This is a genomic window from Brachybacterium timonense (assembly GCF_900258505.1).
Taxonomy (GTDB): domain Bacteria; phylum Actinomycetota; class Actinomycetes; order Actinomycetales; family Dermabacteraceae; genus Brachybacterium; species Brachybacterium timonense.
Window position 1 is genome coordinate 2,111,425 of record NZ_LT984895.1, and the last position, 19,701, is coordinate 2,131,125.

The following is a 19,701-nucleotide window of genomic DNA, read 5'->3' on the forward strand; positions in this document are numbered from 1 at the left end:
GGCGAAAGCAGAGTGTCACAGGAGACACAGAACTCTCAGTCCTCGGAGTTCGGACCGAATCAATGGCTCGTCGACGCACTGCGGGAGCAGTGGATTCAGGATCCCACCAGCGTGGATCCCAGCTGGGCGGAGTTCTTCAGTTCCAGCACCCCCGCCGACGCATCGACCGATGCACGCCCCCGTGATGGCGTGGCCACACCGGATGCCGGCTCCACGAATTCCGCGGGAGCTGACGGCGCGAACGCCCCAGGCGCCCCGGACGTGCAGGAGACGACGGCCGCCTCGAGCGCTGACAGTGCCTCCACGTCGGACGGCCCCTCCTCCGCTGAGCTTTCGCGTGGCGAATCCGCTGCCGATGCGCCCGCTCCATCGGCCCCCTCCCCTACCCCCGTGTCCACGACGCCCCCGAAGGATCACGCAGACGTGCTCGAGAAGACCGACGTCCAGCAGGCCCCCGTCGCCAAACAGCCCTCGCTGTCCACCACCACGGATCGCCCCCACAAGGTGGCTGCCGAGTCCGGGGATCAGGCACCTGAGCCACGCGAGCCCGAGGTCAAGAAGCTTCGCGGCCCGGCTGCGGCGGTTGTGCGGAACATGGACGAGTCCCTCACCGTGCCCACCGCGACCTCGGTGCGCGACGTGCCGGTGAAGCTCCTGTTCGACAACCGGATCGTCATCAACAACCACCTCAAGCGCAATCGCATGGGGAAGGTGTCCTTCACCCACCTGATCGGCTGGGCGATGATCGAGGCGATCACCGAACTGGGCGACATGAACAACGGCTTCGACGTGGTCGATGGCAAGCCCGTTCTGCTCGAACGCGAGGACGTGAACTTCGGCCTCGCCATCGATATGCCGCGCCCGGACGGCTCCCGCGGCCTTGTCGTGCCGAACATCAAGGCAGCGCAGCGGTTCGACTTCTACGGCTTCTGGAACGCCTACGAGCAGGTCGTGAAGAAAGCCCGCGCCGGCAAGCTGACGATGGATGACTTCACCGGCACCACCGTATCGCTGACCAACCCCGGCGGCATCGGCACTGTCCACTCGATCCCGCGCCTGATGAAGGGCCAGGGATGCATCGTGGGCGTCGGCGCCATGAACTACCCGGCACAGTTCCAGGGCGCGAGCCCCGAGACTCTGGCAGATCTCGGAGTTTCCAAGGTCATGACGCTGACCTCCACCTATGACCACCGCATCATCCAGGGCGCTGCCTCCGGCGAGTTCCTGAAGATCATGGCGGACAAGCTGCTGGGGCTCGACGGTTTCTACGACCGCGTCTTCGAGTCCCTGCGCATCCCATACCAGCCGGTGCGGTGGGTGACGGATAACCCGTTCAAGGCCACGAAGGCGGAGAAGTTCGCCCAGGTGATGGATCTGATCCATTCCTACAGGGTGCGCGGCCACCTGATGGCGGATACCGATCCGCTGCAGTACAAGGTGCGTCACCACCCTGATCTCGACGTCGAGACATACGGTCTGACCCTGTGGGACTTGGACCGCACGTTCCCCACGCGCGGTCTTGGCGGCAAGGATCGACTGCCGCTGCGCGACATCCTGGGCGTGCTGCGCGACGCGTACTGCCGTTCCATCGGCGTGGAGTACATGCACATCACCGATCCGGAAGAACGGGCCTGGCTGCAGCAGAAGTTCGAAACGCCTCAGGCTGACCTCGACAAGGCAGCCCTCACGCGCATCATCGACCGCCTCAACGCCGCGGAGGCCTTCGAAACCTTCTTGCAGACGAAGTTCGTCGGGCAGAAGCGTTTCTCCCTCGAGGGCGGGGAATCACTCATCCCGATGCTCGACGCGATCCTGCATCAGGCCGCCCATGATCACGTGGACGAGGTCTGCATCGGCATGGCCCATCGCGGCCGCCTGAACGTCCTGTCGAACCTGGCCGGAAAGAGCTTCGGCCAGATCTTCCAGGAGTTCGAAGGCACCGTCGGCTCCAGCTCGATGGGCTCGGGAGACGTGAAGTACCACCTGGGAACCGAGGGCACCTACACCGCCCGTGACGGTGAGAAGACCAAGGTGTACCTCGCGGCGAACCCCTCGCATCTGGAGGCCGTCAACCCTGTGCTCGAGGGCGTGGTGCGCGCCAAGCAGGATCGGCTCGAGCAGGGCACGACGTACCCGGTGCTGCCGATCCTCCTGCACGGCGATGCGGCATTCGCTGGCCAGGGCGTTGTCACTGAGACCCTGAACCTGTCTGAGCTGCGCGGCTACCGCACCGGCGGCACGATCCATGTGGTGGTCAACAACCAGATCGGCTTCACCACGCTGCCGGACTCCTCACGCTCGTCCTTCTACTCGACGGACGTTGCGAAGTCGACACAGCTGCCGATCTTCCACGTCAACGGCGATGATCCCGAGGCGTGCGTGCGCGTGGCAGAGATCGCCTTCGAGTACCGCCAGAAGTTCCACCGCGACGTGGTCATCGACATGGTGTGCTACCGACGCCGCGGCCACAACGAGGGGGATGATCCCTCGATGACGCAACCGCTGATGTACAAGCTGATCGGCGACAAACCGAGTGTGCGCAAGCTGTTCACGGCCACGCTGATCGAGCGTGGCGACCTCACCGAGGATGAGACGCAGGACGTTGTGCGCAACTTCCAGCAGCACCTGGATGAAGCGTTCGCCGCAGCTCGTTCGGCCTCGTCCGAGGCTGACCCGTCCACCACGGTGCAGGGGCTGGAGAAGCCGTCGGCGCAGCGGACCGCCGCCCGCCTGGGCGATGTGACCACTGCCGTGGACGCCGCCGTGATCGAGCGTATCGGCGATGCTCACTCGGAGATTCCCGACGGTTTCACGATCCACCCGAAGCTGAGCCAGCTGGCCTCCAAGCGCACGCAGATGTCCCGCGAGGGGAAGATCGACTGGGCCTACGGAGAGCTGCTGGCCTTCGGTTCGCTGCTCATGGAGGGGCACCGGGTACGTCTGGCCGGCCAGGATTCCCGCCGCGGTACCTTCACCCAGCGTCACAGTGTGTTCATCGACCACGAGAACCAGGCCGTGTGGACGCCGCTCTCGCATCTGACCGACGAGCAGGCGCGCTTCAACGTGTACGACTCCTCGCTGTCGGAGTTCGCGGCACTCGGCTTCGAGTATGGCTACTCCGTCGAGTCCCAGGACTCGCTAGTGCTGTGGGAGGCGCAGTTCGGCGACTTCGTCAACGGCGCGCAAACCATCATCGATGAGTTCATCTCCGCATCGGAGCAGAAGTGGGGCCAGAACTCGGGTGTGGTGATGCTACTGCCGCATGGTTACGAGGGCCAGGGACCCGATCATTCGTCGGCACGCATTGAACGGTTCCTGCAACTGTGCGCGGAGCAGAACATGCGCGTGGCCATGCCGTCGACACCAGCGAACTATTTCCATCTGCTGCGCCGCCAGGCAAAGATGGATCCGCGCAAGCCGCTGGTGGTGTTCACCCCGAAATCCATGCTGCGCAACAAGGCTGCGGTGTCGGCGGTGGAGGATTTCACCTCCGGCGCCTTCCAGCCCGTGATCGACGATGCGACCGTCGACCCCGCACAGGTGGACCGGATCCTGCTGACGTCCGGAAAGCTGTACTGGGATCTCGTTGCCCGCCGCAAGGAGCTGGAGGATGGGCGCACGGCGATCGTCCGGATTGAACGTCTCTACCCGCTGCCCACAGAGGAGTTGCGCGCAACGCTGGATCGCTACAGCGAGGATGTCGAGCTCACCTGGGTGCAGGAGGAGCCGCACAACCAGGGTGCGTGGGGCTTCATGGCGCTGAACTTCGCAGTCGAGGTGGGCCGCACATTGCGTGTGGTCGCCCGGCCAGCGTCGGCCTCGCCCGCCACCGGTTCGGCCCGCACGCACAAGACCGAGCAGGAGGAGCTGCTGCAGCACGCGTTCGAGCGCCACAGCGACTGACCGCAGTGCGCCCTGCCCTGAGCCCATGTCGGGCCCGCACTACAGTGGGCCTTTTCATCCCCGCTCTCCCAGGAGGTCCTCGTGTCCACTGAGCCGACTGCGTCTGCGCCGACTGCGACTGCCCGCATCCGTCTCATCGGGCTGGGCGACGAGCTTCTGGCCGGTGCTGGGGATCCGCGGTGCCTGGGCTGGATCGGGCGTGCCATCGCATCGGCGCAGGGTTCCCGCAGCCGTGCTGACCTGTTCACCGCCGCCTTGCCGTCAGAGACATCAGCGCAGCTCGCCGACCGGTGGGAGCGGGACGTCAGTGACCGGCTCGATGCTGACGGTTGGGCCGACGGCAGTGTCGATCACCGTGTGGTACTGGGGTTGGGTCGCGCAGATGTGCGCGCAGGCATTTCCCTGGCCCGCTCACGGCTGAACCTCGCCAAGGTGCTCGACGGTTTGGAGCGGCAACGTCTCTCGGCGTTCGTCGTCGGGCCGCCTCCCAGCAGCGACAATGCACTCACCGCCGGCGTGCGGGAGCTGTCCGGGGCCTTCTCGGACGTGTGCTCGCGGCGTCGCGTGCCGTATGTCGACACGGTGGCCGCTCTGTCCGACCACGACCAGTGGCTCGAGGACATGCGCTCCGCCACCGACGACACCCCCGGACAGACCGGCTACGGACTGATGGCCTGGCTCGTGCTCCACGGCGGGTTCGGCGCCTGGGCGGGACTCGAGGAGCCTGCATCGGCGTGATGCTGCTCGCCCCGCACCGCGTAACGGATGCGCCGGAGCTGGTCTGTGACAGAATGGACGGGTTGCCCGGGCGAAGGAAGGAGACCGCTATGAGCAAGCGTGGACGCAAGCGCAAGGCTCGCCGCAAGAACGGTGCGAATCACGGCAAGCGCCCCAACTCCTGAGCCGTGACGGACCGCGTCGGCGACGACGCTCGAAGGCCTCTCCCCCAGGGAGGGGCCTTCTTCCTTCCCCGGAGGCTCCCGGGTCCATTCTCAGCAGGTAGGTTCCTTCAGCTCTGCGGAGGGCGCACCGTGCGCGTGCTGCGCATGCTCACGCGAGCACTCCCGTCGCTGCTGGTGATCTCGATGCTGCGGTACTGGATGGTGATCCGCTCGCGCAGCGATCGCGGTGCCACCGCATCGCGACAGCTGCGGCGGATAAGCGCCTTGATGCAGCGCATGCGCTCAAGCTCAGCCGCACAGTCCGGGCAGTCTTGGGCGTGGGAGATCAGCTGATCGGCGACAGCGGCAGGCAGCTCGCCATCGAGGGCCTGCTCCAGCCGATAGCGCTCGTCCAGTGTGTCGTCATCGCGCGGCGTGCTCATCGCGCCTCCTCCTCGTCGCGCTCATCGCGCAGATAGCCCAGCGACCGCGCGTGATCGGCCAGCAGCTCACGCAACTGGGCGCGACCGCGATGCAGACGGGACATGACCGTGCCGATCGGTGTGCCCATGATCTCGGCGATCTCCTTGTAAGCGAAGCCCTCAACGTCCGCGAGGTAGACCGCCATCCGGTAGTCGTCACGCAGCTGCGCGAGAGCCTCGGTGACGGCGGAGTCCGGCAGGTTATCCAGCGCCTCGTTCTCCGCAGAGCGCAGGCCCCGGCTGGTGTGGGACTCGGCGTCTGCCAGCTGCCAGTCCTCCACGGTGTCTGTCCAGGATTCCTTGGGCCGACGCTGCTTCTGCCGGTAGGTCGAGATGTAGGTGTTCGTCATGATCCGGTACAGCCAGGCGCGCATGTTCGTGCCCGGAGTGAACCGGTCGAGGGCGCGGAACGCCTTCATATAGGTCTCTTGGACCAGATCCTCGGCATCCTGCGGGTTGCGGGTCATGCGCAGCGCGCCGCCGTACAGCGAGTCCAGGTGGGACAGTGCCTCGGTCTCCACATCCGCGGCGTAAGCCCCGTCGGTATCGGGACCGTTCTCGCGGACTGCATGCGGACGCGCCACCTCATCCGGCGCGGGAACGGAGGCAGGACTGTTGTTCTCGGTCGGATCGGCCATGGCAGGCGGAGGTGTGGCGCTCATCAACGTCAACGGTACGCCAGCGCGGCGGCTATCGCCCCGGACCAGGGTGCCCCGGGATGCCCCTGTGTGCTGGTGATCGATCACCGCGGTTGGCGCCATCCGTGTTCGTCTCCTGTCTGCCGTGTCCTCTGCGCCGTGAACGCTCCGACCACAGTGTCAACGCGCCCAGGACCGAGGATGTTCCCGGCGCGATAGGGTTCTGTCACCGGCGGTGTGAGGCCGCTGACCGACCGGACCAGGCATCAGGCATCTGAACGTCTTTCCGGCTCGGAGTTCGCTGTGTCGACCATCTGGAAACGTGAGGACACCATGGCTCTCATCCGCCGCATCGCCCGCCCCCTGCTCGCCGCCCCCTTCATTCTCGAGGGCGTGCGTACCGCGCTGACCCCTGAGCGTGACATCGACGTCTTCCCGGAGGCGTTCGAGGCGGTCGATTCTGCGATCACCAAGACCTCCGCCCCGTCTTTCGTCGACGCCCGCACGATCGTGCGCGCCTCAGGCGCTGTTGCTGCGGGCGCTGGCCTGCTCTACGCGACGAACCGCGCCCCGCGTCTGGCCGCGGTCACGCTGCTGTGCACCACGACTGTTGGGTGGGCTGGCCGCAAGCGGGTCTGGGAGCTGTCCGGTGAGGAGCGCACTGCGGAGATCCAGTCGATCTTGACCGACGCTGGCCTGCTGGGCGGTCTGCTGCTCGCCGCGGTGGACCACGACGGCCGACCCTCCATGGGCTACCGCTGGGACCAGTTCGTCAAGCGCAGCCAGAAGAACGCTGAGAAGAAGAAGACACAGCTCGAGAAGAAGCGGGCCCAGCTCGAGAAGAAGGCCGGCCGTCTCAACTCACAGGCCCGGTCCACGGTTGAGGACGCCCAGAAGAAGCTGAGCTCTTCGCTGGCGTGATGCCATGACCTCGGATGTGCTGTGGACGGCCCCGGTCGCACGGGGGCCGGTCGATGCTCTGGTGAGGGTCCCGGGATCGAAATCGCTGACAGCGCGGTGGATGGTGCTCGCAGCGATCGCGGCGGAACCAACCGTGCTGCACGGCGCGCTCTCCTCCCGTGACACACGGCTGATGCGTGATGCCCTGGAACGATTGGGCGCTCGCTTCGAGGCGGATGAGGGCGCGCTGACGGTCACGCCATTACCTGCCGCATCGGAGCATCCCGCAGCCCCCATGGAGATCCACTGCGGCCTGGCCGGAACGGTGATGCGTTTCGCGCCGCTGGTCGCCGCTTTGCATCACGGCGATGTGCGTTTCATCGGGGACGCCGGTGCACTCGCACGGCCGATGCACGCAGTGATCGACGTGCTTCGTGTCCAGGGGGTCCGCGTCACGGAAGAGGGCGAGCCTGGACACCTGCCGATCACTGTTCATGGCACAGGGAGGCTCAGCGGCGGGCGCGTCGAGGTCGATGCCTCGGCCTCCAGCCAGTTCATCTCCAATGCACTGCTGGTCGCGGCCCGCGGTGATGAGGACCTGGATCTGGTGCACACCGGTCGCACACTCCCGTCGCTCCCGCACATCGATATGACGCTGGAGACGCTGCGTTCCGTCGGCGTCCAGGCGCATTCCGAGATCGACAGCAATGGCCGCCATCACTGGCACGTCGGCACCGGCCCCGTCGGCGGCGGAGTGCGCACGGTGGAGCCGGATCTGTCCAATGCGGGCCCTTTCCTCGCCGCGGCGCTGGTCACTGGTGGAACGATCGGAGTTCTCGACTGGCCCGAGCAGACGACTCAACCGGGTGATGCCTACCGTGAGCTGCTCACCCGCATGGGCGGGGAGGTGTTCCGCGAGGACGGCGCCTTGTGCGTGAGCGGGACCGGGCAGATCGCCGGCATCGACGCTGATCTCTCGGCCACAGGCGAGCTCACCCCGACCATTGCGGCGCTCGCGGCGCTCGCCCAGTCCCCGTCACAGCTGTCGGGTATCGGCCATCTGCGCGGCCATGAGACCGACCGTCTGGCGGCGCTCGCCACGGAGCTCACACGGCTCGGCGCCCCAACGGAAGAGACTGCCGACGGACTGAGGATCACCCCCGGTGAGCTGCACGGAGCCGTGGTGGAGACATACGAGGACCATCGCATGGCGACCGCGGCGGCGATCATCGGTCTGCGCGTGCCGGATGTGCGCGTGGTCAACATCCAGACCACGCAGAAGACGCTCCCGGACTTCGTCGGCATGTGGCTGTCGATGCTGCACACTGACGCGCCGGCAGGCGGAACCTGGTGAGGCGATCGATCCGGGACTGGGACGAGTCCGATGTGCGGATCCGGCCGAACCGTCGAGGCTCGCGGCCGCGCACGAAGGACAGGCCGCGTCATGAGGACGCGGTACCGGCGCGCGTGGTCTCTGTCGATCGCGGACGCTGGCGCACAGTTCTGTTGGAACCGGACGCGAACGTGCGCGCTGTCACCGCGATGCGTGCACGTGAACTGGGCCGCTCCCCCATCGTGCCCGGCGACGTGGTGGCGCTCGTCGGTGACACCTCCGGGCGGGACGGCACGTTGGCGAGGATCGTGCGGATCCAGGAGCGCACCTCGTTCCTGCGGCGCAGCGCCGATGACGATGACACCTCGGAGCGCCCGCTGGTGGCCAATGTGGACACGATGGCAATCGTCACGGCGCTCGCGGATCCCGAGCCGCGCGGAGGCATGGTGGATCGCTGCCTGGTGGCCGCGACCGTCGCCGGGATCCGCCCGCTGCTCGTGCTGACGAAGGCTGATCTGCGGGCGCCCGAGGAGTTTTTGCGCTCGTACGCCCCGCTCGGCGTGGAGCATGTAGTCACTCGGCGTCATGACGACGGGGAGATCGCGGGGCTGGCCGCGCTGCGGGACATTCTCGCGGGCCGTACCACGGTGCTCGTCGGCCATTCCGGCGTGGGCAAGTCGACGCTGCTGAACGCACTGGTGCCGGGCGCGGACCGCGCCACGGGTGCGGTGAACGACGTGACGGGGCGCGGACGCCACACCTCCAGTTCGGCACTGGCCATGCCGCTGCCCCAGGGTGGCTGGGTGATTGACACGCCCGGGGTGCGCTCCTTCGGCTTGGGGCATGTGCGGGCCGAGGAGCTGTTGGATGCTTTCACGGATCTCGCGGTGCTTGCCGAGGAGTGTCCGCGAGGATGCAGCCATCTGGCGGATGCACCGGACTGCGCTCTCGATGCCCAGGTCGCCCAGGGCGCTGCGGGCAGTGCGGGGCCTGCACGGCTCGCTTCCTACCGCCGTTTAGCGGAGGCTCTGCGGCGCAACGACCCCTGGGAGGCGTGAAAAGCTGCGCGGTTCACGCCGCGTCGATACCGTGCCGACGGCCCGAAGCGCTCTAGGCTGATTCCATGTCCACCAGCCGTTACGCCGAGGATCTGCGTCTGGCCCACGTGCTCGCCGACGCCGTCGACCAGCACACCATGACCCGCTTCAAAGCGCAGGATCTGCGTGTCGAGATGAAGCCCGACATGTCGGAGGTCACCGACGCTGACAAGGACGCCGAAGAGATCGTGCGTCGTCAGCTCGCCCGCTCCCGTTCGCGCGATCAGGTGATCGGTGAGGAGTTCGGGTCCACCGGCACGGCGTCACGTCAGTGGGTGGTCGATCCGATCGACGGCACCGCGAACTTCGTGCGCGGCGTGCCTGTGTGGGCCACGCTCATCGGCCTGATCGAGGAGGGGCGCTGTGTGATGGGCGTCGTCTCCAGTCCCGCCTTGTCGCGACGCTGGTGGGCGGCCGCGGATGCGGGCGCCTTCACCGGGTCACGATTGAGCTCGGCCACGGCGCTGCGTGTCTCCGGCGTGGATGACATCGCGAACGCGTCGCTGTCGTACTCATCGCTGCACGGCTGGGCGGACATCGAACGCTTGGGCGAGATGCTGAACTTCATGCAGCGCTTCTGGCGTACGCGCGCCTACGGCGACTTCTGGTCGTACATGCTGCTGGCTGAGGGAGCCGTGGACGTGGCCTGTGAACCGGAACTGAAGCTGCACGATATGGCCGCCCTGGTCCCGATCGTCACCGAGGCTGGCGGGCGTTTCACGTCGCTGGACGGTGAGCCCGGTCCCTTTGGTGGCAACGCCGTGGCAACCAACGGTCTGCTCCATGAGGAGGCACTCGCAGCGCTCGCGCCGCGCACGCGCTGAGTCGGGGGCCTTGGCTGGCAGGAGCGGCCGCGAGGGTGGTTAGGATCGAGTCGACCACGACCCGACCAGAAGGGACATACCCCATGACCGTCAAGCGCGTCGCTCTGCTCACCGCCGGTGGCTACGCCCCCTGCCTCTCCTCCGCTGTTGGCGGCCTCATCGAGCGGTACAACGAGCTCGTGCCCGAGGTCGAGATCATCGCGTACAAGCACGGCTACTGGGGTCTGCTGCGCGGCGAGAAGATCGTGGTGGACGACGAGGTGCGCGCGAACGCCGGTGTGCTGCACAACTACGGCGGCTCCCCCATCGGCAACTCCCGGGTGAAGCTCACCAACACGAAGAACCTGGTCGAGCGCGGCCTGATCCAGGAGGGCCAGAACGCACTGGAGGTCGCCGCTGATCAGCTCAAGGCCGACGGCGTCGACGTTCTGCACACCATCGGCGGTGACGACACCAACACCACCGCCGCGGACCTCGCGGCATTCCTGCACGAGAACGACTACGAGCTGCACGTGGTGGGCCTGCCCAAGACGATCGACAACGACATCGTGCCGATCCGCCAGTCGCTCGGCGCCATGAGCGCGGCCGAGCAGACCAGCATCTTCGCGCAGAACATCATCGCCGAGAACGGCTCGAATCCGCGGATGCTCATCATCCACGAGATCATGGGCCGCGCCTGCGGGTACCTGACCGCACAGGCCGCCGAGTACTACCAGCAGTGGCACGCCCAGCAGACCTGGCTGCCGTCCATCGGCCACACCGCCGATCGCTGGGACGTGCACGCCGTGTTCCTGCCGGAGATGGCGCTGGACATCGAGGCGGAGGCCGCACGCCTGAAGACCGTCATGGACGAGACCGGCTGCGTGAACATCTTCCTGTCCGAGGGTGCCGGTATCCCGGAGATCATCGCGGAGATGGAGTCGCGCGGAGAGTCCCCCGAGAAGGATCCCTTCGGCCACGTCAAGCTGGACACGATCAACCCCGGCCAGTGGTTCGCGAAGCAGTTCGCGGAAAAGCTCGGCGCGGAGAAGGTCATGGTGCAGAAGTCCGGGTACTTCTCCCGCTCCGCGAAGGCGAACGCCGAAGACCTGCGCCTGATCAAGTCGATGACGGACCTCGCTGTGCAGGTGGCGCTCGAGGGCGGCACCGGCGTGATCGGCCACGACGAGGAGCAGGGCGATCGCCTGCGTGCGATCGAGTTCGAGCGCATCGCCGGCCACAAGGCCTTCGATATCTCCCAGCCGTGGTTCCAGAAGGTGATGGAGCGCGTGGGGCAGACGGTCACCCCGGCCGCTGATCACTGACCGATCGCCGCAACGGTGAATCGCCCCGTCGGCTGACCGATGGACACTGCCGCAGAGGGTCCGCGTACGACACCCCCGTCGTGCGCGGACCCTCGCACCGTGCCAGCAGGGCTTCGAGCGCCCCGTACCTGGCGCCGACGGGCAGAAGCCGCGGTGGCCGCCGCGGCGTGGCGCAGCTCGGTGGCTGCTGCCCTGGGCATTGAGGGCCTGCCCGCACGGCACACTCTGCGGGCCGACACGACCGCCTGGACGCTGCGTCCTCGTCCTCAGCAGGGGCGCTGGGGCAACTGTTGGGTGATGGCGCCGATGCTCGCGCTGCACGAGGTGGCGCCTGAGCGCATCGCCGCGATGCTCACCACTGCTGCGGGCGATGCTGTGCTTGTGCAGCTGCCCGGAGTCCCGGAGCAGATCCGGGTCGCCCGGTCCTTCCCTCGCGATGCGACGGGACGGCTGATCGGGGCACGGCAGGAGAGCGGTCCGCCGGGCTGGCCGGCCGTGCTGGAGGCGGCAATCGCCGACCATGTGGCAGGCGGCTACCGGATGCTGCAGCGGGGTTTTGCCCGCTTCGGCTTCGGGATTCTCGTAGGCCGCGCCTCGCGCACACTGCTGCGTTTGCCGACGCCAGAACAGGTGCAGACCTGGGCTTCACAGCATCGGGCCATGACCGCATCAACACATCCCGCGAGCACGTTCCTCGCGCACGGCTGGATGGATAATGGCGCGCGGCGCGTTCTTGCGGCGAACCATGTCTATGCGCTGGTGGGCGCCGATCCGCATGCTGACGTGTTCCTGCTGCGCAATCCGGTGCGGCCGGGCGAGGTGCTCTCTGTGGCACGAACAGCGTTCCGCCGGGGTGTGCTGAGCGTGGATGTGACGGAACCGCTGCGGAGCTAGGCTCAGCATCGGTCCGCGTCATGTGTGCCGGCGTAGGCGTCAGCGGCTGGTGTGCTCCACGGTCGCGAAGGCTTTGAGCCAGGCATCGGCAATCAGGCGATGGCCGGCCATCGTCGGGTGAATGCCGTCCTGGGCGATCGTCTCCGGGGTGTGGCCATCACGCCACGCCTGGTCGAGAACAGCTTCGAGGTCCACAACAGGGTGCTGGAACTCGTGCGCTAGTGCGCGGATCACGGCGACCTTGCCGTCAAGATCCTCGTGGAATCGTGCTTTCTCCTGGTCGACGTCGGCGACGAACGGTACGACCATCAGCACGGGTGCGCTTGGTCGTGTGGCGGAGAGCTGGTCGAGCATGTATCGATAGTCGGCCTCGAAATCCGCGTCGCTCGTGGGGTCGTTTCGGTCGTAGCGGCGCCAGGTGTCGTTCACGCCGATGTAGATCGTGATGACGTCGGGGTCCAGGTCAAGGCAATCGGTGTCGAATCGGGCTCGGAGATCCTTCGTACGCTCCCCGCTCACGCCGCGATTGAGCACGCGGGATGCTGGCTCGTGCGCGGCGAAATGCTCGGCGATGAGCCGGACGTAGCCGAAACCCAGATGAGCTTCATCCTGCTGTCGCCCACAGTCGGTCACGGAATCGCCCAGGAACACAAACGTGCGCGCGAGGCGCGGCTGCTCAGTCATGAAGTGATTCTCTCACGCTGTGTCGGCGCGGGCCACGCACTGGCCCCCTGGCCTGGTGCACTCGCCATGACACCTGTGGAGGGCGTGGGAGCACTGCCAACCGCGCTCCGCCGCTCGGGACACGCCAGCTTCCCGCCTGGCCGACGGTTATCCACATCTTCGGCGGTCCCGTGGCATGGGCTGGGCGGGGCTGTCTACCGTTCTGGTGTCCCCGAGCCCGGATGAGTCGAGGTCCCCGCATGCAGCGCCGCACCGTTCACATCACGCCCCATCACGCCAAGCACAGCGATCACGCTGCTCTCTCACCCGAGGCGATGCTGGCTGGCCCTGCGGGTGCACTGTCTGGCGCCGCGCCCGCCGCCTCCGCTGGCCTACTGGCCGGTGCCGCGCCTGCCCACTCAGGGAGGCAGCGCCGTGGCGCACGCGTGTTCGCCGCATCCGCCGCACTCATGCTTGCCCTGTCTGCCTGTGGTGGCGATGAGCCGCCCGACAACGGCCTCGACGGCACCATGCCCGACCTCAGCACCAGCAGCGACAACGGCGGCGCCAGCGACAACGGCGGGGCAGACAACACCGCAGCAAGCGACGCAGGTGGCGACAGTGGCGGGGAAGACCTTGCCGCCAGCATCCCCGCGCCCGATCCCGCTGACTATCCCGGCATGGACCAGAACACCCCCGAAGGCGCCGAACAAGCCTTCAAGTACTACATCGCGGTCCTCATCTGGGCGCACCAGACCGGGGATACGCAAACCTTGTCGGAACTCAGCACAGATAACTGTTCGAAATGCGCTTCACTGATAGACGAGGTGAAAGCGATCTCATCCGAATCATCCTATTGGTCCACGAAGGGTTTCGATGAAACCGGAACGGCCATACACGAAAGCAACACCTTCGACCACGAGGTCGGATACATCTACACTCTGACCTACGAAAGCCAAGGTGCCTCTCGGAAGGTCGAGACGAACACTATCGGGGGGATGGTATGGCTCGCCGACTCATGGAAGGTCGATGAGATGATCTCCGAGTCGAAGGACGTCACATGAATAGAATGCCTGCCACACCAAGCTTCCTCCTAACATCGGTCACCATATTCCTCCTTGCATTCTCTCTATCCGCTTCACACTTTCCCGCTGCTCACGCAGGCGGGTCTGGAAAGGACGGATTTACTACAACGCTCGAGGAGAACCGAGAACGCATTGAAGAAGGGGGAAACTCGGGGCGTCCCGGATCAGGAAGACAGCGCGGATCGACCAGATCAGCTCCGACGGTGCGGACGATCTGGCAGCGGCCCGAGGGCGGGGTCCGTTACGAGTGCGGGGCACCGGGCGCCGATCAGTGGTCGTGCACGGTCCCGAAGAACTCGTGCGAAGCCGCGTATGTCCCGCCTCTGCATGGGCAGGGTGAGGACGGTCTGCTGATCAACCAACCACGACAGCGCGGTACAGCTGACCCGAACAAGATCACCCAACGCGGCACCCGGATCACGCTCGCAGACGGCACCAGAACAGACCTCGGCCACCGCTGCATCACCCTCGGCAGCCCCGGTACCGCAGCCATCCCGGGGGCGCCACCGGTGGTCATCACCGTCACCCGCGAAGACTTCGCCACCCTCCCCGTCCAGCCGCTGGAGGCCACTGCCGGGCCACCCGATGGGTGGCTACCGGTGAACATGGTCAACGTCCTCCACACCAACCCGGCCGAGCAAACCCTCGCAACGACACTGCTGGGTACCCCGGTGCAGATCAGGGCGATCCCCATCGAATACCACTGGGACCTCGGAGACGGGAACACCATCACCACCACCAAACCCGGCAAACCCTTCCCCTCCGAAGAGGTCACCTCCACCTACCGGTACGAAGGCTGGTACGACATCACGCTCACCACCACGTTCGCGGGACAGTTCTCCGTTGACGGCGGGCCCTGGCAAGACATCGACGGCACCATCACCATCACCAGCGACCCCGTCCCCCTCTACTCCGCAAGCCTCACCAGCCGCCTGACCAACCCCCACAAACCCTGCCCCTTATACACATCCGACGCGGCCGACGCACCACCCCGGGGAGACCTCCGGGGCCGCCGTATCACTAAAAAAAAAAAGAGAAGCTAGAGATGANATCACATACACGACACCGAGGCCGATTACCAGGAGGCGACACCCAACATGCTTCCAAAGCATGTCAACACCCCTAAACCCCCAGGTCAAGGCCGAGAACTAGCCGGATCCATACACACAATCTGGCCTATAACCCCCGAACCCACAACACACCCACCAGGAGACCGGACTCCGGCCCGTCAGTGAACCCACGCAAAAAAACCTGAGCCGCGACACCGTCTGTCAACGATGTTGCGACTCAGGACATTCGTGGCGGGGGCAGGATTTGAACCTACGACCTCCGGGTTATGAGCCCGGCGAGCTACCGAACTGCTCCACCCCGCGGCGACGTCGTCCACTCTAGGACGTCTACCCCAGGCGGTCCAGCGCAGCAGGCTCGAACGTGGGACAACACACGTTCACGGCACGTTCACCATGCGTCGAATCCGCAGAGCCCTGTGCGTCAGTCATCGAGCTGCCGCGCAGCGCGGAACGGGCGCCGCCCGACGCGGCATGTCGGGCGACACCGCCGCATGTCCGCGCCAGCGGTGCTGGAGCGATAAGCGTCAGCCTTCCCCGCCGTCCGATGGGGCCGGGACACTACCGCCAAGTTCCTTGTTCGCCTGGACCGCCCGGTTCAGAGCATCGGACACGCGTTCTTGCGCTTCACCATAGGCAGCCCAGTCGCCCTCAGACATCGCCTTCTCGCCATCCTTCACGGCGGCGTCCATGTCCTTCAGCGCCTGGTCGAGCCGCGCCTGCGGGCTGCCCTGCGCTCCCGCTCCCGGGTCAGCGGGTTGCTCATCCTCAGGCGTCTTCGCCTCGCCTTCGTCGGACACATCGGCTTCGCCGGTCTCCGTGTCTGCGGACCCCGACTGTCCACCGGTGTCGGGCACCGCGGCATCACCTGCAGCCGCACCGGAGTCACCTCCGAAGACCTCGTCGAGGGCTTGATCCAGCGTCGGCGCGAAGCCGATCTTCTCGCCGAAGGAGACCAGCACCATCTGCAAGAGCGGGTACTGGGTACCGCCACCTGTCGCCGAGGACTGCAGGTACACCGGCTGGACGTACAACAGGCCACCACCCACCGGCAGTGTGAGCAGGTTGCCGTTGATCACCTCGGAGTTGCCGGACTTCAGCAGGTTCAGTGCCCGCGACACATTCGGCTCGGAGTTGAAGGTCGCCTGCACCTGGCCGGGTCCGTTCACGGGGTTCGACGCCGGTAGCACGAGCAACGAGAGCTGCCCGTAGTTCTTCGCCGGATTGCCCGCCTCATTCCCCGTCTCGGAGTCCACAGCCAGGAAACCGGTAAGTACGTTCTGTCCCTGCGCCGGAATGAAGCTGGAGGACAGCGTGAACCGCGGATCATCCATTCCCGGCACCTGCATCGTGAGGTACATCGGCGGCTGCGGGGGCTGCTGCTGCGTTGTGCCATCAGCGTTGCGGGATGCTGACAGGCGCGGATCGGGCGGCACCTGCCAGAAGTCCTGCTGCCCGAAGAACTCATCAGCATCGGTCACGTGATAGGTCGCGAGCATCTCGCGCTGCGCCTTGAACAGGTCTGCCGGGTATCGCAGGTGACTCATGAGCTCGCTGGAGATCTCCGATGCAGGCTTCAGCGCCTGCGGGAACACCTCTTGCCATGCAGCGAGGATCGGGTCCTCGGTGTCCCAGGCGTACAGCGTGACCGAGCCATCGAACGCATCGACGGTGGCCTTCACCCCGTTGCGCAGATAGTTCGCCTGGGCAACGCGGTGGTTCGCCGCATCACCGGCCTTCGTCTGGGAGTCAGTCACTACCTGGTTCATGTCAGCGGTGCGGGAGTACGGGTAGCGGTCTGTGGAGGTGAAACCGTCCACGACCCACACCAGTTTCTCGTCCACCACGGCCGGGTAGATCTGCGAGTCCAGCGACAGGAACGGAGCGACCTCACGTACACGCTGCTGCGGGTCGCGGTCATACAGGATCTGCGACTCGGAGTTCACATAGTTCGAGATCACGATGTTGGGATCACGGAACTTGATCGCATATAGCAGGCGGTTGAAGGGGTTGCCGACGTCGGGGCCACCATCGCCGTCGAAGGTCGTGTTGACCTGGGCTCCGGCGTCACCGTCCTCGCCTGTCCCGGTCTGGTAGTCAAACTCCTCAGGGTTAGCGCCATCCGGGGCGCCGACGATGGAATACTGCGGAGAGTGGCGGCCGAAGTAGATCCGTTCCTCGTAGGAGCCCAGCGCGCCGCTGCCCGGCACGCCCGACTGCAGGAACCCGGGTTCACCGTCGGCATTGCGCCGGTTGCCGTGAGCGGCTGCGGTCCCGTAGCCGTGGGTGTACACGATGTGCCGGTTGACCCACGGCTGGTTCACGAGGTCGAACTTATCCGGGCGCAGTTCACGCACCCCGATCACGGTGTCCTGCATCTGCCCGTCGATCTCGTAGCGGTCGACGGACAGCACACTGTCAAAGCCCCAGTACCGACGGTTCGCCTCACGCTGTTCGAAGGTTGGGCTGACCACGGCCGGATCCATCAGGCGAATCTGTGCGGTGGTGTCTGCATCGGAGCGCAGCGCACCGGGCTCGGCGTCGGTGGTCGCGGCGTAGGGCACTTCGCGCACGTCGTTGAGACCGAATGCGGCACGGGTGGCATCGATGTTTCGCTGGATATAGGGCTGTTCGAGGGCGCGTTCGTTCGGGCCGACGCGGAACTGCTGGATGACCCACGGGTATGCGTTGCCCACCACGAGGGTCGACAGCAGCATGAGACCGGCGCCGATCGCGGGGATGCGCCAGTCGGCCCGGACCACCCAGACGATGAAGAGGGCGGCCACGATCATCCCGGAGATGGCGAGGATGGTCTGCGCCGGGAGGATGGCGTTGATGTCGGTGTACGAAGCGCCATCAAACCGGCTGTGCCGCTCGTTGAGCAGGCTGTAGCGATGGAACCAGTGCCCCACTCCCAAAAGCAGCACGTACCCGGCTGCGAGGATGCCCAGATGCTGACGAGCACCACGTGTCACCTCCAGCCCGCTCTCCTGCCCCCAGGCCACACCCCCGTACACGAAGTGCCCGATCAGCGCGCCGACGAGGGCGACCAGAAACACGAACTGCGTAAACGCGATCGCATCGTCGATGATCGGCAGCTGGAAGACGTAGAAGGAGATGTCCCGTCCGAAAACGGGGTCCTCAGTACCGAACGTCTGCGGGTGGACAAACAGCTGCGCCTCTTGCCAGCGGCGTGCAGCGGCGAGTCCGCCGAATCCTCCGATCAGTAGCGGCGCGATGACGGTCAGGCCGCGACGCAGCGGATCCACGGCGGCCCGAAACTGCTCAAGGGCTTCCTGCTCGCGGGTGATCGGCGGATAGACCGGGCGGGACCGGTAGGCGTGACGCAGACTCAGGTACAGCGGCACAGCGAACAGCGCGAAACCGATCACGAACAGGATGCCCTGCGTCACCCAGCGGGTCAGCAGCACATCGGTGAAGCCGAGCTGTTCGAACCACAGGTACTTCGTCCAGATTTCGGAAGCAAGCACCAGGGTGATCGCGACCGCACCGAGCACGATCGCGGTGATGCCCAGCGGCGTCACTCGAGGCCGCTCCCCGCTGGCTCCGTCCTTCTGTGGTCGGGGGCGGGGCCGTGGGGCGGAATTGCCCCCGAACGGGGAGGTGAAGCTCACGGACGGACCTCGGTGATGTCAAGCGGCGTTCTCTGTGATGCACGGCCACGGTGGCGGCATCGGGTGCGCCGGGGCGGGTAAGTTGGAGTCCTCCGCCATCGGCGGCGACTCCCCCATTGTGTCAGGGTGACCCGGGAAGGACCCCCATGCAGGAGCAACCGTCCGATAACGTTCGCGCGTCCCAGACTCCCGTCGGCGATGCCTCGGCTCCGCGGCACGGCGCTATCAGCGCATCTGGCGCTGACGCTGAGCTCGATCCGACAACCGCCGGTCTTGCCGCGGCCGTATTGGAGATCGCTCGCCATGTCGAGGACTCCCTCGCTGGGTCGGCGGCTTCCGTCAGTGCGCCTCCGCGATTCTTCGCGCTGGTGAGCACCGCACAGATGCTGGAAGCCCAGCCGGCTCTCGCCTCTGTACTCGGCGAGGACGCCGCGATGATGCTGGCATCCGATCCCCATCACCTCACCTCTGTCGAGCTCGAGCCAGAAAGCACCGCTGCCTCGGGAGCATCGGCACCGACGGACCCGCTGCAGGCCTTGGAGCAGGTCGCGTGGCCGCAGCCTTCCAGCGGCGGCGCGATGGTGTGCGACCTGGCCGCCGACCATTGGTCGATCCCCGCCGACAACGCCGCGCCTGCCACGTCGAGCACAGCGTCGACGCCCGGTATCAGCACCGATGTCGATGCTCTGCGGTCACGTCTGGGTACGGGCCGACTCCGGGTGATCATCGCCTCTCTTGCCGACGGAACCACCTGGACCGCACTGCAGCCCCAGAGTCACGCCGACGGCCCGGGCCAGGGCGAACAGTTCATGGGGCCCGCCCTGATGCCTGAGTTGACCGCGGCGCTCGCCGATAGCGTCGCCGCTGACGGGGTCGAGCAGGCCACCTGACCACACCAGCGGCGGCCGCCCTGACTGGAACAGCTCGTGGGCCACGAGAAGTGAGCACCTGGTGGAGGCCCCGGCCGCCACCCTCCAGGTGCGATGGCTACGGGC

General features: G+C 66.3%; 16 protein-coding genes and 1 tRNA gene. 12 read left to right on the forward strand and 5 right to left on the reverse strand.

Annotated elements, in window-relative coordinates; translation table 11 throughout:
- The first annotated feature begins 12 nt into the window (after positions 1 to 12).
- The 3 genes from C8271_RS09335 to C8271_RS14505 all read left to right on the forward strand — a co-directional run bounded on the left by C8271_RS09335 (position 13) and on the right by C8271_RS14505 (position 4,805).
- Positions 13 to 3,903 (forward strand): multifunctional oxoglutarate decarboxylase/oxoglutarate dehydrogenase thiamine pyrophosphate-binding subunit/dihydrolipoyllysine-residue succinyltransferase subunit, encoded by a 3,891-nt coding sequence (locus C8271_RS09335; RefSeq protein ID WP_106507053.1) that lies wholly within the window; start codon positions 13 to 15, stop codon positions 3,901 to 3,903.
- 81 nt (positions 3,904 to 3,984) lie between these two features.
- Positions 3,985 to 4,641, forward strand: a complete 657-nt coding sequence (locus C8271_RS09340) for a GDSL-type esterase/lipase family protein (protein WP_106507054.1) — start codon at positions 3,985 to 3,987, stop codon at positions 4,639 to 4,641.
- Positions 4,642 to 4,730: 89 nt separating this feature from the next.
- Positions 4,731 to 4,805, forward strand: a complete 75-nt coding sequence (locus C8271_RS14505; protein WP_369832988.1) for a 50S ribosomal protein bL37 — start codon at positions 4,731 to 4,733, stop codon at positions 4,803 to 4,805.
- Between the two features lie 107 nt (positions 4,806 to 4,912).
- Here the strand turns inward: C8271_RS14505 and C8271_RS09345 are convergent, their stop codons facing one another.
- Positions 4,913 to 5,227, reverse strand: coding sequence for a zf-HC2 domain-containing protein (locus C8271_RS09345; RefSeq protein ID WP_106507055.1), 315 nt, complete (start codon positions 5,225 to 5,227; stop codon positions 4,913 to 4,915).
- Positions 5,224 to 5,928 carry a sigma-70 family RNA polymerase sigma factor gene (locus tag C8271_RS09350; protein WP_245921074.1) on the reverse strand — a complete coding sequence of 235 codons (705 nt, stop codon included), beginning with the start codon at positions 5,926 to 5,928 and terminating at the stop codon, positions 5,224 to 5,226. The genes C8271_RS09345 and C8271_RS09350 overlap by 4 nt, the downstream gene beginning before the upstream one ends.
- A gap of 309 nt (positions 5,929 to 6,237) precedes the next feature.
- Between C8271_RS09350 and C8271_RS09355 the strand changes: the two genes are divergently transcribed.
- From C8271_RS09355 to C8271_RS09380, 6 genes are all read left to right on the forward strand, one after another.
- Positions 6,238 to 6,825: a DoxX family membrane protein gene (locus C8271_RS09355; RefSeq protein WP_106507998.1), complete on the forward strand. Its 588-nt coding sequence runs from the start codon at positions 6,238 to 6,240 to the stop codon at positions 6,823 to 6,825.
- A gap of 4 nt (positions 6,826 to 6,829) precedes the next feature.
- Positions 6,830 to 8,158 carry a 3-phosphoshikimate 1-carboxyvinyltransferase gene (gene aroA / locus C8271_RS09360; RefSeq protein ID WP_106507057.1) on the forward strand — a complete coding sequence of 443 codons (1,329 nt, stop codon included), beginning with the start codon at positions 6,830 to 6,832 and terminating at the stop codon, positions 8,156 to 8,158.
- Positions 8,152 to 9,195, forward strand: coding sequence for a ribosome small subunit-dependent GTPase A (rsgA, locus tag C8271_RS09365; protein ID WP_170957946.1), 1,044 nt, complete (start codon positions 8,152 to 8,154; stop codon positions 9,193 to 9,195). The genes aroA and rsgA overlap by 7 nt, the downstream gene beginning before the upstream one ends.
- Positions 9,196 to 9,260: 65 nt before the next feature.
- On the forward strand, positions 9,261 to 10,058 hold the full coding sequence (locus C8271_RS09370; protein ID WP_106507059.1) for an inositol monophosphatase family protein: 798 nt from the start codon (positions 9,261 to 9,263) through the stop codon (positions 10,056 to 10,058).
- 83 nt (positions 10,059 to 10,141) lie between these two features.
- Entirely contained in the window at positions 10,142 to 11,362 is a 1,221-nt protein-coding gene (locus tag C8271_RS09375) for a pyrophosphate--fructose-6-phosphate 1-phosphotransferase (protein ID WP_106507060.1), read from the forward strand.
- A 99-nt stretch (positions 11,363 to 11,461) separates the two neighbouring features.
- Positions 11,462 to 12,256 (forward strand): calpain family cysteine peptidase, encoded by a 795-nt coding sequence (locus tag C8271_RS09380; protein WP_138774549.1) that lies wholly within the window; start codon positions 11,462 to 11,464, stop codon positions 12,254 to 12,256.
- A 39-nt stretch (positions 12,257 to 12,295) separates the two neighbouring features.
- Here the strand turns inward: C8271_RS09380 and C8271_RS09385 are convergent, their stop codons facing one another.
- Positions 12,296 to 12,940: an SGNH/GDSL hydrolase family protein gene (locus C8271_RS09385; protein WP_106507062.1), complete on the reverse strand. Its 645-nt coding sequence runs from the start codon at positions 12,938 to 12,940 to the stop codon at positions 12,296 to 12,298.
- 425 nt (positions 12,941 to 13,365) lie between these two features.
- Between C8271_RS09385 and C8271_RS09390 the strand changes: the two genes are divergently transcribed.
- Positions 13,366 to 13,983, forward strand: a complete 618-nt coding sequence (locus C8271_RS09390; RefSeq protein WP_138774550.1) for a DUF6318 family protein — start codon at positions 13,366 to 13,368, stop codon at positions 13,981 to 13,983.
- A gap of 224 nt (positions 13,984 to 14,207) precedes the next feature.
- Positions 14,208 to 15,047, forward strand: coding sequence for a PKD domain-containing protein (locus tag C8271_RS14175; RefSeq protein ID WP_245921075.1), 840 nt, complete (start codon positions 14,208 to 14,210; stop codon positions 15,045 to 15,047).
- A 256-nt stretch (positions 15,048 to 15,303) separates the two neighbouring features.
- On the opposite strand, the gene C8271_RS09400 is transcribed toward C8271_RS14175, so the two are convergent.
- Together C8271_RS09400 and C8271_RS09405 are read right to left on the reverse strand one after the other, a co-directional pair.
- Positions 15,304 to 15,377: transfer RNA gene (locus tag C8271_RS09400), tRNA-Met, on the reverse strand.
- 221 nt (positions 15,378 to 15,598) lie between these two features.
- A complete protein-coding gene (locus C8271_RS09405; RefSeq protein WP_106507064.1) occupies positions 15,599 to 18,706 on the reverse strand; it encodes a UPF0182 family membrane protein in 3,108 nt (1,035 codons plus the stop codon).
- Between the two features lie 146 nt (positions 18,707 to 18,852).
- Between C8271_RS09405 and C8271_RS09410 the strand changes: the two genes are divergently transcribed.
- A complete protein-coding gene (locus C8271_RS09410; RefSeq protein WP_106507065.1) occupies positions 18,853 to 19,596 on the forward strand; it encodes a PPA1309 family protein in 744 nt (247 codons plus the stop codon).
- Positions 19,597 to 19,701: the final 105 nt, after the last annotated feature.